This is a genomic window from Priestia sp. FSL R5-0597, from assembly GCF_038006305.1.
Taxonomy (GTDB): domain Bacteria; phylum Bacillota; class Bacilli; order Bacillales; family Bacillaceae_H; genus Priestia; species Priestia zanthoxyli.
Genome location: NZ_JBBOUZ010000001.1, coordinates 2,170,743 through 2,184,778, shown reverse-complemented (window position 1 = coordinate 2,184,778; position 14,036 = coordinate 2,170,743). Strand labels below are relative to the sequence as shown.

General features: G+C 37.7%; 12 protein-coding genes. 4 read left to right on the top strand and 8 right to left on the bottom strand.

Annotated features, from left to right (window positions below; genetic code table 11):
* Positions 1 to 107 precede the first annotated feature (107 nt).
* From MKX72_RS11125 to MKX72_RS11115, 3 genes are read right to left on the bottom strand one after another with little or no spacing between them, the layout of a single operon-like run.
* A complete protein-coding gene (locus MKX72_RS11125; RefSeq protein ID WP_034265847.1) occupies positions 108 to 1,319 on the bottom strand; it encodes a Ger(x)C family spore germination protein in 1,212 nt (403 codons plus the stop codon).
* Positions 1,303 to 2,430 (bottom strand): spore germination protein, encoded by a 1,128-nt coding sequence (locus MKX72_RS11120; RefSeq protein WP_034265845.1) that lies wholly within the window; start codon positions 2,428 to 2,430, stop codon positions 1,303 to 1,305. Before MKX72_RS11120 ends, MKX72_RS11125 begins: the two co-directional genes overlap by 17 nt.
* Before the next feature lie 6 nt (positions 2,431 to 2,436).
* Complete coding sequence (locus MKX72_RS11115) at positions 2,437 to 4,014, bottom strand: spore germination protein (RefSeq protein WP_034265842.1); 1,578 nt, start codon at positions 4,012 to 4,014, stop codon at positions 2,437 to 2,439.
* A 505-nt stretch (positions 4,015 to 4,519) separates the two neighbouring features.
* On the opposite strand from MKX72_RS11115, the gene MKX72_RS11110 reads away from it, so the two are divergent.
* The gene (locus MKX72_RS11110) at positions 4,520 to 6,139 is read left to right on the top strand and encodes an ABC-F family ATP-binding cassette domain-containing protein (RefSeq protein WP_155008139.1); all 1,620 of its coding nucleotides are present in this window, start codon (positions 4,520 to 4,522) and stop codon (positions 6,137 to 6,139) included.
* Positions 6,140 to 6,178: 39 nt separating this feature from the next.
* Here MKX72_RS11110 and MKX72_RS11105 read toward each other — a convergent pair whose 3' ends face one another.
* The 3 genes from MKX72_RS11105 to MKX72_RS11095 all read right to left on the bottom strand — a co-directional run bounded on the left by MKX72_RS11105 (position 6,179) and on the right by MKX72_RS11095 (position 8,501).
* Positions 6,179 to 7,063, bottom strand: coding sequence for a DMT family transporter (locus MKX72_RS11105; RefSeq protein ID WP_155008140.1), 885 nt, complete (start codon positions 7,061 to 7,063; stop codon positions 6,179 to 6,181).
* 64 nt (positions 7,064 to 7,127) lie between these two features.
* A complete protein-coding gene (locus MKX72_RS11100) occupies positions 7,128 to 7,844 on the bottom strand; it encodes a helix-turn-helix transcriptional regulator (RefSeq protein ID WP_155008141.1) in 717 nt (238 codons plus the stop codon).
* 27 nt (positions 7,845 to 7,871) lie between these two features.
* Entirely contained in the window at positions 7,872 to 8,501 is a 630-nt protein-coding gene (locus MKX72_RS11095; protein ID WP_155008142.1) for an alpha/beta hydrolase, read from the bottom strand.
* 617 nt (positions 8,502 to 9,118) lie between these two features.
* Between MKX72_RS11095 and MKX72_RS11090 the strand changes: the two genes are divergently transcribed.
* Positions 9,119 to 10,201, top strand: coding sequence for a tetratricopeptide repeat-containing glycosyltransferase family 2 protein (locus MKX72_RS11090; RefSeq protein WP_223260153.1), 1,083 nt, complete (start codon positions 9,119 to 9,121; stop codon positions 10,199 to 10,201).
* 181 nt (positions 10,202 to 10,382) lie between these two features.
* Here MKX72_RS11090 and MKX72_RS11085 read toward each other — a convergent pair whose 3' ends face one another.
* Together MKX72_RS11085 and MKX72_RS11080 are read right to left on the bottom strand one after the other, a co-directional pair.
* Positions 10,383 to 11,393: an LLM class flavin-dependent oxidoreductase gene (locus MKX72_RS11085; protein ID WP_034265824.1), complete on the bottom strand. Its 1,011-nt coding sequence runs from the start codon at positions 11,391 to 11,393 to the stop codon at positions 10,383 to 10,385.
* Positions 11,394 to 11,523: 130 nt separating this feature from the next.
* The gene (locus MKX72_RS11080; RefSeq protein WP_028413468.1) at positions 11,524 to 12,741 is read right to left on the bottom strand and encodes an MFS transporter; all 1,218 of its coding nucleotides are present in this window, start codon (positions 12,739 to 12,741) and stop codon (positions 11,524 to 11,526) included.
* A 140-nt stretch (positions 12,742 to 12,881) separates the two neighbouring features.
* Between MKX72_RS11080 and MKX72_RS11075 the strand changes: the two genes are divergently transcribed.
* Positions 12,882 to 13,163, top strand: a complete 282-nt coding sequence (locus MKX72_RS11075; RefSeq protein WP_013083031.1) for an acylphosphatase — start codon at positions 12,882 to 12,884, stop codon at positions 13,161 to 13,163.
* A gap of 83 nt (positions 13,164 to 13,246) precedes the next feature.
* Positions 13,247 to 14,023 carry a 3-hydroxybutyrate dehydrogenase gene (locus MKX72_RS11070; RefSeq protein WP_013056911.1) on the top strand — a complete coding sequence of 259 codons (777 nt, stop codon included), beginning with the start codon at positions 13,247 to 13,249 and terminating at the stop codon, positions 14,021 to 14,023.
* Positions 14,024 to 14,036 lie beyond the last annotated feature (13 nt).

Below are 14,036 nucleotides of genomic sequence, written 5' to 3'. Positions count from 1 at the left end.
CTCTGTACGAAGCATACGATGAGTATTTCGTGGGAAGTTCCGAGATTATTATTTTTTTAGGTTTTTTTCATTTTTGAATAACGATAAGCAAAGTTACAGTCAGGTGCTTACTTTTTTGATCCGGATGCTCCATAATCTTTAATCGTTAACTTCACATCATAGTTAATTGGCACTTCACTAAATGTTTGATCCCAATTTCCTTTGACCCTCATCCATGTTATAGGCTGCTTAATTCTCAATTGATTTCCGAAACCTGCAACATCAACTTTATATTTTGTTTGCATTTTTTCTAGTACGTTTCTTACCAGGTACTTTACTTTTTTTTCTGAAGTTTTTTGCGCATTCTGTAAAAATTGATTATTAAAAGAGCTCCCTGAGGTCATCCAACTTTCAGATAGCCTTCCCACTGATTCAATGTGTACATCAAAAGAGATATTATCTCCTTTAACATGGGGTTGAATGTGACTTTTCATAGACTCTATTTCATATACAATCAGCTGACCGGTCTTTTTATCAAAGCTTTTTACTAGCCCGCCTTTCCCTTTCCCTGTAATCCAAGCCAAACCATCTAGTTCTTCTTCATTCAAAAAACCAATCATTTTGCTTGTTTCCCCTTTAATTATACCAGCACCCGCAAATTTGATTTCTCCATTTGCTGATAATACATTTTGCAACAGAAAACTAGATCCAGTTTGAATCTTGCTTGCTAATTTAATAAGCGGCATGGGCGGTAAAACCCGCGTTGTTCGATACGTATTGTCTATCATTCCATACAGGTGAAAAGCTGGGATCTCTCCTGCTGTTTTTGATTCTAACGTGTCGCTAGCTCTTCCTTTACTAATAAACACAAGGCAACTAGGTCTAAAATCATTGTCCCGAAGAGTTTGGTCCACTAATTGCTCTAAACTATACGCTCGTGCAAGGGCCTCACTGATAACCATTACTTTCATATGAGGACTAGTTAAAGGAGTGTCACTTCTTAAAGATAATTCACGAAGCATTTGAAAAGGAGAATCTCCTGTTTCCGAAATATTTACGTAAGATTTCTGCTGCGGTCCTCCTTGTTTAGTGGTTGAACTTGCGACTTGAGGAGTGATAAGTTGATAAGTTGACGTAATCAGGTTCTTTTTAGTATACCCTTCTCCTTGTTCATCAAATTCTTTTTCAGCTATGGACTCCTTACCTTTATCATAGGCCACACCCACTCCAAAACTTTGCTCTTCAATTTCATGACTGCTCCAGCAGCCTGCCAGAGGAAAGAGCAAAAAAACAGAAAACAAAACCAATAGGTACTGGAAATGGTTAAAGGTTTGTTTCATATTTTACTCCCTTTACTTTTGAAATAATGAGAAGAAGCAGCGGCAAAAAGCCAAATAAAACTAAGGCGATATTGCCAATCATATCTCCCAATTTAAATACATCATTAATATTTTTAGGAATCATGGAAATAAGATATATGACCGGAAGCAAACCATACATAAATGGATGAATGTTTTTTTGGAAAAGCTGAGACAGTCCTAATGAAGCGGCGTAATGGTTAATAGTAAAAGAAGCAAACATCTGCATGATCCATACAACTAGCAGCAAGGAATCAAATCGTTCAAAAATCAAGCCTGTCAGCTCAAAACTCCTTATTAAATCAAGCGTTGGCCATGTTCTTATTACTACTCCATCAATCGATAACGCTCCAATCACCATTACAACAGTAATCACATAAATAAATATAGGAATAGTAATTCCAACTAGCACAGCTTTTCCTGCTTTGTGCGGTTCTTTCATAAAAGCTAAAATGATTAACATGATTTCAGGACCGGTGAATGCAAGAGCAGTTGTTTTTACCCCTTTTAGTACAGGAAGGACTCCTGATCCAAGTACGGGGCGCAGATTATCTATTTCAAATATTTTCATACTCATAAAAGCTACCAGTAAAAAAAGAATAACGGTAATAGGGAATATAATTTCAAACAGTCGAGCGATCGGATTAATGCCCCCTCTAATTAAATAGAGGCTTATCCACATGAATGGCATAATAATAGCCCACGTCGGCGTTCCTTCCAGCAAGAGATATCCGGTTACTTCTGCCAATGAACGAGCGTGAAAACCACCAAGCAGTAAAAAATAACCTATCATAAGTAAGCTAATTAACTTACTCAACCATTTCCCTGTAATTTCTTTACTGTATTGATAAAACGTCTTTCCAGGGAATTTCCGGCTTAACTTCACCATGATTATCGCTGCTATCATGGTGACTATTCCTCCTAGAATAACAGTTAACCACACATCTGGTGTTTTCACTTGTTCCGCAGCTGTTCGAGGCAACGTCAGAATACCAGTTCCAAGTATAAAATTGATGACAATAATAGCTGTTTGTGGCGTCGTAATACGATCTTTTGAATTTATCATTACCTCTGATTCACTTCCTTTTATCATAAGCTGCTATCCTTTTCGTAGAGAATCTTTGGTGTGCATCATCTTTGGACGTCTTTTCATCATCATAAGAGGCATACGGACCATCAAGTCTTTCCATTCACTTAAACGATAGGGTACCGCTGGACTCATGTAAGATACGCCAAAACTTTTTAGTTTCACCAAATGACTGGTCATAAAAAGGAAAAATAAAACGACGCCGTATAATCCAAGTATGGCAGCGCATAGCATAGCTATGAAGCGAAGAATACGCAATGAAATCCCGACGCTATATTGCGGAATAGCAAACGATGAAATGGCAGTTAACGCCACAATAATCACTAAAATAGGGCTAACAATCCCTGCCTGCACAGCAGCTTCTCCAATAATTAATCCACCGACAATTCCCATTGCTGGACCAATTGGTTTTGGTAACCTGAGTCCAGCTTCTCTCAAGATTTCGATAGCTATTTCCATGAATAAGGCTTCTATAAGGGCTGGAAACGGCACTCCAGACTTTGTTCCTATAATGGAAATAGCCAATTTAGTCGGAATCATCCCTGGGTGGAACGAAATAAAAGCAATATACAAAGCCGGTGTAAAAAGGGAAAGAACTACTGCAATATAACGAAGAAAACGAATAAATGTACCGGGAATCCACCTTTCATAATAATCTTCCGGCGACTGTAGCATCATGCTAAACGTAACGGGGGCAATCAAAGCAAAAGGCGTCCCGTCTAATAAGATGGCTACTCTCCCTTCCATCAAAGCAGCAATTACACGATCAGGACGCTCCGTATTCTGCACCTGAGGAAATAGGCTAAGGTAATTATCTTCAATGAGTTGTTCCACATATCCTGACTCCGGTACATTATCAAGATCAATTTTTTTAATTCGTTTTTCTACTTCTTCAACTAGTTCTGGATCAACAATTTCCTTTATGTAAGCAACAACTAAGTCTTTTTTGGAACGCTTTCCTACTTGAAATTTCACCAGCGACAAATTTTCAATGTCTCCGCTTCCTCTTAATAAAGAAGTATTATCACTTAAAGATTCAGTGAAGCCTACTCTCGGCCCTCTCACTAATGCTTCTGATACGGGCTCTTCAATCGTCCTTGTTTTCACTTTGCTTGTACCAAGAATTAAAGCAGGTGATATTCCGTCAATTAAAAGAGCCGTAGATCCTGTTAAGACTTTTGATGTTACTTCTTTAATGAAATGAACCTCTTCTACATCACTGATTGATAATACTTGGCTTTTAATAAACTGTTTTGAAAGGCTTTCCTTTACGTAAAGCTGATCCTGTTGGTATTCTTTTGAAAAATCAGCCATCAATGATGACAAAATATGTTTTTCAATAAGATCTTTATCTGATAGCCCCTCTACAAAAATAATAGCTGCCTGAATGCCTGTACGTCCTATAATAAACTCCCGAAAATGAACGTCGGAGTTATGACCAATTTCATTTTTAACTGCTTTTAGAGTTAAAGCTAAATGATCCGTAACATGATTAGATGAATTTTGAGATGTAAATTCCTGTTTGTTTTCCTTTTCATTCGCATGGTTTCCTATTTTTTTTATTGTTGATCTCCATTTTTTCACTTTCATCACTCTTCCTCTGAATTACGAATCCCGCTTAATAATTTGTAGATTATATACGGGATGAAAAAAACCAGAACTGCTTGTATAAAAACTGGCCCTTCTGGAAGATAGGAAACAACTAATTTCCACATAATCATCACCCTATTTATGTCCATATCAAAGCAATTTTAGAAATAAGCATCCGTAAAATATCAGTGTTTACTTCATAGAAATTCTTTTATTTACCAGGTAGTATTATTCTTCTTTTTGTTTCTTATACAAAGGAATACAACATCCATCTTAAAAATGAAAAAGAGCTGCTTACTGAAGGCTTAGATATACTAGTTTGCTGCTCAAAGTTTTGGTGAATGCTAGAATAATCAAGCGTTACCGCTCAAAAAATCCCTTAAATGGTTGACGAGTGCTTAAAGTGTCGGTTACACTTTATGTTTGAAATATTGTATTCATATCGCTCTTATCTCAAAAGAATGGTATAATTTTATAGATATTGAATTTGGAGGACTGCTCATACATGATTACAGTTAGTAATGTAAGTTTACGATTTGGCGACCGAAAGTTATTTGAAGATGTGAATATTAAATTCACGCCTGGTAACTGCTATGGATTAATCGGCGCAAACGGTGCTGGAAAATCAACGTTTTTAAAAATTTTATCTGGTGAAATTGAATCTCAGACTGGTGATGTACATATGGGCCCTGGCGAACGCCTTGCTGTCTTAAAACAGAACCACTTCGAATATGAAGATCAAGAAGTTATGAAAACCGTTATTATGGGGCACGCTCGCCTTTATGAAGTAATGCAAGAAAAAGATGCTATTTATATGAAAGCAGACTTCACAGATGAAGACGGAATGAAAGCAGCTGAGCTTGAAGGTGAATTTGCTGAATTAAACGGTTGGGAAGCAGAATCAGAAGCGGCTATTCTTTTAAAAGGATTAGGTATTTCTGAAGATCTTCACGCCAAAAAAATGGCTGAACTAACGGGTAGTGAAAAAGTAAAAGTGCTTCTTGCACAAGCTTTATTCGGAAAACCTGATGTATTACTTCTAGATGAGCCTACGAATAACTTGGATATCCAAGCAATTCAATGGTTAGAAGAGTTCTTAATTAACTTTGAAAACACAGTCATTGTTGTATCACATGACCGTCACTTCTTAAACAAAGTATGTACGCACATTGCTGACCTTGACTTCAGTAAAATCCAAGTCTACGTTGGTAACTATGATTTCTGGTATGAATCAAGTCAATTAGCACAAAAAATGGCGTCAGATGCAAACAAGAAAAAAGAAGAAAAAATTAAAGAGCTTCAAGCCTTTATCGCTCGCTTTAGCGCAAATGCATCGAAATCAAAACAAGCAACGTCTCGTAAAAAATTGCTTGATAAAATTTCATTAGATGACATCCGTCCTTCTTCTCGTCGTTACCCATACGTGAACTTCACGCCGGAACGTGAGATTGGAAATGACGTACTTCGCGTTGAAGGTTTAACAAAAACAATTGACGGCGTAAAAGTACTTGATAACGTAAGTTTTATTATGAATAAAGATGACAAGATTGCTCTTGTAGGCCGAAACGAACTTGCAAATTCAACATTAATGAAGATTTTAATGGGTGAAATGGAAGCAGACAGCGGTACGTACAAATGGGGTGTCACAACGTCTCAAGCCTTTTCCCCAAAAGACAACTCCGAGTACTTTGAAAACGGAGATTTAAACTTAGTAGACTGGCTGCGTCAGTATTCACCTAATGATCAAAGCGAAAGCTTCTTACGCGGTTTCTTAGGCAGAATGCTATTCTCTGGTGAAGAAGTGTTGAAAAAAGCCAACGTTCTTTCCGGAGGAGAAAAAGTTCGCTGTATGCTTTCTAAAATGATGCTAAGCGGTTCGAACGTTCTTTTACTAGACGATCCTACGAATCACCTTGACTTAGAATCAATCACAGCACTAAACAACGGACTTATCAGCTACAAAGGTTCAATGATTTTCACATCTCATGACCATCAGTTCGTTGAAACGATTGCGAATCGTGTGATTGAAATTACGCCAAATGGAGTAATTGACAAGCAAATGACGTACGATGAGTATTTAGAAGACAGCAACCTGCAAAAACAAGTAGCTAGCATGTACGCTTAATAAAAAATCCCCCCGTTCTTTAAAGAACGGGGGGATTTTTTATATATGCACCTCTTGATTTAGCGATGACTTCGGAGAATACGTTAAAAACGCTAAGCTAGCAAATACTAGTGCTGCTCCGCATATGTTTACCAAAGTTAGAGATTCTCCTAAGAAAAAGACGCCAAGTAAAAAAGCGGTAACGGGCTCTGCTAACGATAACGTTACGGCGGTAGACGCTTGCACTGACTTAAGCGCTGTAGAAAATAATACATAAGCAATCGCCGTCGTAAGTATTCCTAAATGAAGAGCAATCCCCATTCCATTTAAAGAGACTAGCCAGCTCATATCGTACATAAACCAGCATGGTATCAGTAAAACGGCGGCGGCTGTGAACACAAGCGAAGCTCCTACTTGCGGATCAACATGCTGAACAATTTTTTTATTGACAGTCGTATAGCAAGCAAAAGACGCCCCTGCTCCTATCGCCATACCCAAACCTATCACGTCGATTTGAGTATCTTTTTTTAACAGCAAGCAGCTGCACCCTATAATACCAGTAACCGTAGCAAGCAACCATTTTTTTATAGGTTTCTTGCGGTACACTATGTAATCTAATACTCCTGATAAAACAGGCGCACTGCCAATTGCCACCATTGTGCCTACTGCAACACCCGTTTTAATGACAGCGGAAAAAAATAACGGCTGATAAGCGGCCATACTTGCTGCAGCAACCGCAAGAGGCAAAATAGGAAGACGTCTTACGTCCACATTCTTTCTTTGTATAAGACAAGCTGTAAGAAGCGCTAGTCCCCCTACCGCTAAACGTACGGCTCCAATAGCCACGGAATGCGCTTCAGCAGATGCTAAAGCTTGGGCGGTTCCTGTTGTTCCCCACAAAACTGCGGCACATAAAATAAGTATTTTTGATAATGAAGTATTCATCGTTTCATCTCCTTTCTTTTATCATAGCTAAAAGAAAGAAAAAAGTTTTTCCGCTTTTATGATCTTATTTGTCTGTTTTTAAGATACTTCGATATCGCGTCGGTGAGACTCCTTCTTGTTTTGCAAACCATTTCGTAAATGAAGACAAGCTGTGATAGCCGACTTCATGCGCAATATACGTTACCGAGTAGCTGCTCTCTTTTAGCAGTTCTTTTGCTTTATTTAAACGTATATGCGCTACATAGCTTTGAGGCGAATAACCCGTTTTTTGTTTAAACCAAGCGGAAAAATAGGCAGGATGATAATTTTCCAGCTTAGCAAGACTTTCTATGTTTAACTCTTGATTAAAGTTAACATGAAGGTAATCAATGGATTTAAACGTTTGTTTCTTTGGTAAATAATGCTGAACGTAACGGACTAAATCTTCAAGCGCCCCCCTGTCAGTGCTTTTTTGAAGCCCATCAAGTAACAGGTAGCGAAGTGCTTTCCAGGTTGAATCCCATTGAATAAAAACTGCTTCTTGAGAAAGATGCGCACTTTCTGTAAATTTCAAAGGAATATCAACAACCAAACATTCATTTGTATTTTTAGCTTGATACGTATGAAGCTGACGAGGCGGAATGTAAAAACATCCTTCTTGCAGCGTTAAGTGCTGCTCGCTTGCTTGAATATCAAGAGCGCCTGCTAGCGGAAACAAAAGCTGACTGTAGTTATGATCATGAGTATGAGGTGAATAGCTGTAGGCTCTTTTTTCGCAAATAATTTCACGTAGCGTATCCATTTTGTTCTCCTTTCCTTATTTCCTGTCTCAAAGAAGCTGTTCTATGCCGTCCAAAACGGTTCCCAGCACCCTTAACGATTCTGCTGGAGCATATAAAACATCCAATGAATGATCGGCATTTTCGATGACCGCAATATTCATTAGATTTGTTTTTAATCGATAAACTTCTTCAGTATAATAGTGATCACCACTTCCTATTACAAGAAGACCTTTGTGAGAGCTTTTTAGTAAACTTTCAAACAGTTCTGTTCTTGTTAAAAGCGGCGTCAGTAAAAGCATCACTGCGTCTTTGTAAACTTCATCTTTCATAACTCGCTGAATTAGAGGAATGGTCCCAAGCGATTTCCCTGCAAATATGATATCTTTATAGCTATTTTTAGGCAAAACGTCTTGCAGCACTAAACAAATGTCTTTCATCATAACGTCTGCAATCTCATCTGTAGACTTTGTCATCAGCTCTTTGGAATATGTATAGTGAATCTGAACCACGTCAATTCCGTGTTTTATCATCAGCATCGTTACATAATACAACAGGGGCTTTTCGTACGTATAGCCTAGCCCTGAAAACATAAAGCAAATGCGAGGCCCTCCTGTTTTAATATATGTATAGGTAATCTTATTAGTTTGGCTGCTTACACTTTTTTGCTCTACTTGCATGTCACTCCTCCTTTTTAAATATTCTAACATTTAATCCCGTAAAAAAACCCCATCTTTTTCTTTAAAAAATAAACGGGTTTGATAATGTATCGTTAAGCTATTGTAGAGCCGTTTAATGACGTTCTATTAGGTTCTGGTTTTCAAAGCAGCATATCTTTATAAATTAAATTATATGGGGGCAACTGTTTTTTTCCTTTTTTACATAAATAAAAGTTACAAAAAACACTACTGTACTTTTCCACAAACATTTATAAGCTTATCTAAAACAGAAAAATAAGTAGAACAACAAACTTCGAAAATATAAGAAGCTGATAGTATATGAGCAAGTGGATTCCTCACATTTTAACGAAAAAATTCTGGTAGAGAAACAAACAGAGGTCTAACGCTAAAAATAAGTTCAAATAATAGGATTACGAGCAACTTTTGGCGTAATTTATCGGCCTCCATTATCTCCGTTCACAAAGAAATCGTGGATATAATAAAGTTGTATAAAAGGCTGAATTACTTGGTGTATGTGCTAATCCAAAAGCATTATCTACCTTAATTAAAAATGTATTTTTTTGTAAGTTCAACACAATCTTTTGGGCAATTTAATACAATAATCTGGAGGTGAGGGAATGAAAGAACATCAATCTATATCTATTAGTTTGTGCATGATTGTAAAAGATGAAGAAGCTGTGATAAGGGATTGTTTATCATCTATTCAAGAAATAGTTGATGAAATTATTGTGGTTGACACAGGATCTACCGATGAGACAAAGAAGATTATTGCTGAATTCACAGATTTTATTTATGATTTCAAATGGACTAATGATTTTTCAGCTGCACGGAATTTTGCTTTTTCTAAAGCTAAGAAAGACTATATTTTATGGCTTGATGCGGATGATATTATAACTGCAGAAAATAAAGTAAAGTTATTAACATTAAAACAAACATTGAATCCCAATATAGATGCTGTATCAATGAATTATCACCTTGCATTTGATGAGAGTGGTAATCCGAGTTTCATCTCCCGGCGCAACCGTCTTGTTAAGCGCAAAATGAATTTTAAGTGGTTTGGTTTTGTACATGAATTTTTAGAAGTATACGGAAATGTTATTGATTCGGATATTGCTATTACTCATAAAAATTTTAAAAAAAGCAGTGATCGTAATTTACGAATTTATGAAGAATTATTAAAGGATGGAAAATCGTTTTCTCCTAGAGATCAGTATTATTATGCTAACGAGTGTAAAGATCATTGTATGTACGAACAAGCAATTGAATGGTACCAGAAGTTTCTAGATGGCGCAAAAGGATGGCTTGAAGATAATATTGAGGCTTGTGGAAGAATGGCAGATTGCTATATTTATTTAAAAGACTGGTCTAATGCTATTGATAGTTGTATCAATTCTTTCAGATATCATGCTCCAAGAGGAGAGATTTGCTGTCGATTAGGCTTTATATACTTACAGCAGAATTGTATTGAAAAAGCTATTTCTTGGTATAAACTCGCTACAGAAATAGAAATTCCAAATACTAGTCCTTTTGTGAATAAGCCTTGTTATACATGGCTTCCTCATTTACAACTTTGTTTATGCTACAGTAAACTATCTAAATTTCACGAAGCTAAAAAACATAATTCTCTTGCTGCTTCGTTTGTTCCTGACAATCCTCATGTTAAGCATAACGAAAATTTTCTTCATTCTGTTCTTCAATAAAATAAAAATTTTATAAAATACTACTATTTATCATTATTTAAAAACATCAATTTACAAAGAAATATAAATCTGAAAACATTACTAAGCTAGGGCGTTATCTAAGTAATTAGTGGAGCAAACACTTTTCCCCCACTCTTAAATCCCTCTCATATCAACAGCTTCCTCACCCTCCATCTTTTTCTTAAAAAAATGAGGGTTGAGGAAATAGCTCTGCAAGCAATTCATAAGACTTCTTTTTTGCTTCATAGTCATGGATATTTGTAATAATTAAAAATTCGTCGTTATCGTATTTTTGCTGCAGCTGAGTTAACCCTTGTTTTACTTCAGCTGGATTTCCTACGATCATACGAGGACGATTGGTGCTTATTTTTTTAAGCTCTTCTTCTGAATAAGAACGATTGCGCACTTCTTCTATCGATGAAATTGTTGTGTCTCCGCCTTTGGCTACTTTCAACAGCCAATCATCCAACGTTTTGGCGTGTTCCTCGGCTTCTTCTGTTGTTTCTGCACATACAACAAATACACATACGTTGGTGTTAGGCTTTGATTGATACGAAGAAGGGACAAATTCTTCTTTATAATGACGAATGGCTTCTTGTCCACCAACTGAATAAATAAAGTGTCCAAACGTAAAAGAAATGCCCAGCTCAGCAGCTGATCTTGCTCCTCTTTTATTGATACCAAGATGCCACAGTTCCGGCTTTGTTTCACTTAACGGATAAGCTGTCACCCCGTAATACGGATGGTCAGACGGCAAATTATGCTCAAGATGTCCTTTTAACGCCTGAATTTGCCGCGGAAATTCATTGAGGCTTTTACGTACTCCATCTGTAAGCGCTAGCCGCGTCAGCGCATCTCCTCCCGGTGAGCGTCCAAGACCTAAATCAATTCGATTCGGAAACAGATTTTCAAGCAGCTGAGCATCTTCTGCTACTTTATACGGACTGTATTGAGGAAGAAGGACTCCTCCAGATCCAATTCGGATTCGGCTCGTTTGAGAAGCTAAGTGCGTCATTAAAAGAGTTGGAGATGAGCCTGCAAGACCGTTCGTATTATGATGTTCCGCTACCCAAAAGCGATGGTAGCCAAACTTTTCCGTTAATTTTGCCAGTTCCACCGTACGTTTTAACGCTTCTTTTGGTGTTGATCCGCTTGAAACTGGAGACTGATCCAATACGCTTAGCTTAATCATAGCTGATTCTTCCTTTCGATTTTCAATTTCTATTGTATCTATTGTAGGAGAAAAATATGAATTCGTCTTGAAATTTGCTTCACGCTCATAAAAAAAGCAAACGCTAAGGCGCGTTTGCTTTTTCTTTTTCTTATTTTGCTTCGTGTATTTCTTTCACACGCTTATCGCTCGGCAACAGCCATGTTAACAGCCCTAGGATTGGTAAATAGCTGCAAAACAGCATAATAAACTGAAGGCTGAAGACATCGGCTAATTTACCGAATACAACAGCTCCTAAAGCTCCCATCCCAAAAGCAAGCCCTACAATTAAGCCGGAAACCAAGCCAATTTTCCCCGGCATCAGCTCTTGAGCATAGACGACCGTGACGCTGAAACTTGACTGGAGAATAAAGCCGATTAGTATTAAAAGAGGCGCTGCGACTCCGAGAGAAACGTGAGGGAGTAATAAAGTAAACGGTACTGACCCTAACATAGAAAACAATAAAATATTTCGTTTTCCGAAACGATCGGCAAGCGGACCTCCAAAGAATGTTCCAAACACCCCTGCAATCATAAATAAAAAAACGTAAAGCTGAGCGCTTTTGATAGGCAAATTAAATTTTTCAATAATATAAAACTGAAAGAAATTAAGGATGCCTGCTCCGTACCATGAACGTGCAAAAACGAGAAAAATTAAAAGTCCAATCGCAAAAATAATTTGCTTGTTCATCGTAAATGAAGCATCTGACTGCTTTTTCTTCAAGCGTTGACGAGTAGCTAACTCTGATTTATACCATTTAGAGACGCTGTATAGAACCACTACGCCGATACCTGCAATTAACGTAAACCAAATTGTTCCAAACTGACCAAGTCCGATAAAGATAAATGCCGTAAACAGCGGAGCCATCGACTGTCCAGTATTCCCGCCAACTTGATAAATAGACTGTGCCAGCCCCCGCTTTCCTCCTGCTGCCATATACGCTACGCGAGAACCTTCCGGGTGAAAAATAGCGGATCCGAATCCTACAAATAAAACAGATATAATCACAAAATAAAAATTTGGCGCTAAAGCGAGTCCAACCATACCAATCATGCTTAAACACATTGCAATTGGCAATAAAAACGGCGAGGGACGCTTATCGGCAAATACGCCGAATACCGGCTGCATAATCGATGACGTCATGTTTAAAGCAAAGGCAATCCAGCCGATTTGCGTGTAGTTTAAATTCATCGATTTTTCAAGGACTGGAAAAAGTGCCGGTATAACGGACTGCATACAATCATTTAGGAAATGTCCTAAACTAATAGCAAATAAAATACGGTAAATCGTCGCCGGCTGCGCTTGCTGCGTTCGTGCTGCTGCTTGCATTCATAACCCTTCTTTCTTATTTAATCTACATTAAAACTGTTAAAGTCTTACAATGTCTTTTTCTATTATACAGTGAAAAGTAAGATTATAGTTGTTTTCTTTTTTATAAAAAAGGGAAAATTGCCTGTGAGGTGAGAACAGTGAAAAAACATGTGCATATGATTGTAGACGGACGCGTTCAAGGGGTTGGGTTCCGTCACTACACGCAGCTAAAAGCAATGGAATGCTCCATTAACGGATGGGTACGAAATCGAGACGATCAAAAAGTAGAAATTGATGCTGAAGGTGAAGAAAGTAATATCCAAAAATTTATTGAAGAAATTAAAAAAGGTCCCTCGCCGTTCGCTTCTGTCAGCAATGTGGAAGTAAAGGTAGTAAACACCCCTTCCCACACCCATTCTTTTCGCGTAAAGTACAGTTAAAATACTCGCTAAATTAAGATAATTTTTGATAAAATGGAAAAGTAAGCGATTTTATATCATCTACATATAAGGGGGAAAAAACGATGGTTGAAAACAAAATTGTGTTAATTACAGGTGCAGCTCAAGGTATTGGTTATCAAATTGGTGAGCGCTTTGCTGAAGACGGAGCGACTGTTGTCTTAACTGACTTGAATGAAGACGGAGTTAAGAAAGCAGCAGACAAATTGAAGACAAAAGGCTACGAAGCATTAGGCATTAAAGCAGATGTGACAAATGAAAGTGACATTGAACAAATGATTGCTCAAACGGTTGAAACATATGGCCGCCTTGATGTATTAATTAACAATGCCGGCATGCAATTTGTTTCCCCGCTCGAAGAATTTCCTACTGAAAAATTTGAACTTTTAACGAAAATTATGCTTGTTGCACCTTTTGTTGCGACTAAGCATGCGTTTCCTATTATGAAAAAGCAAAAATTCGGCCGCATTTTGAACATGTCTTCCATTAACGGATTGATTGGTTTCTCAGGAAAAGCGGCATACAACAGTGCTAAGCACGGCGTGATTGGCTTAACGAAAGTGGCTGCTCTTGAAGGTGCGGAGCACGGCATTACGGTAAATGCGATTTGCCCTGGTTATGTTGATACACCGCTTGTTCAAAATCAATTAAAAGATTTAGCACGTACGCGAAATGTAGCGCTTGAAAAAGTGCTAGAAGAAGTTATTTATCCTCTTGTTCCTCAAAAACGCTTGCTGGCAGTTGATGAAATTGCAGACTACGCAATGTTTTTAGCAAGTGATTTAGCAAAAGGCGTCACCGGCCAAGCTGCTGTGATCGATGGAGGATATACGGCTCAATAAAAAAAGAGTGTCA

Bases quoted from the DNA above. Each gene is read 5' to 3' on its own strand.
- MKX72_RS11125 (WP_034265847.1), bottom strand. From the start codon at position 1,319: ATGAAACAAACCTTTAACCATTTCCAGTACCTATTGGTTTTGTTTTCT.
- MKX72_RS11105 (WP_155008140.1), bottom strand. From the start codon at position 7,063: ATGAATACTTCATTATCAAAAATACTTATTTTATGTGCCGCAGTTTTG.
- MKX72_RS11095 (WP_155008142.1), bottom strand. From the start codon at position 8,501: ATGCAAGTAGAGCAAAAAAGTGTAAGCAGCCAAACTAATAAGATTACC.
- MKX72_RS11070 (WP_013056911.1), top strand. From the start codon at position 13,247: ATGGTTGAAAACAAAATTGTGTTAATTACAGGTGCAGCTCAAGGTATT.
- MKX72_RS11110 (WP_155008139.1), top strand. From the start codon at position 4,520: ATGATTACAGTTAGTAATGTAAGTTTACGATTTGGCGACCGAAAGTTA.
- MKX72_RS11090 (WP_223260153.1), top strand. From the start codon at position 9,119: ATGAAAGAACATCAATCTATATCTATTAGTTTGTGCATGATTGTAAAA.
- MKX72_RS11085 (WP_034265824.1), bottom strand. From the start codon at position 11,393: ATGATTAAGCTAAGCGTATTGGATCAGTCTCCAGTTTCAAGCGGATCA.
- MKX72_RS11120 (WP_034265845.1), bottom strand. From the start codon at position 2,430: ATGATAAAAGGAAGTGAATCAGAGGTAATGATAAATTCAAAAGATCGT.
- MKX72_RS11115 (WP_034265842.1), bottom strand. From the start codon at position 4,014: ATGAAAGTGAAAAAATGGAGATCAACAATAAAAAAAATAGGAAACCAT.
- MKX72_RS11080 (WP_028413468.1), bottom strand. From the start codon at position 12,741: ATGCAAGCAGCAGCACGAACGCAGCAAGCGCAGCCGGCGACGATTTAC.
- MKX72_RS11100 (WP_155008141.1), bottom strand. From the start codon at position 7,844: ATGGATACGCTACGTGAAATTATTTGCGAAAAAAGAGCCTACAGCTAT.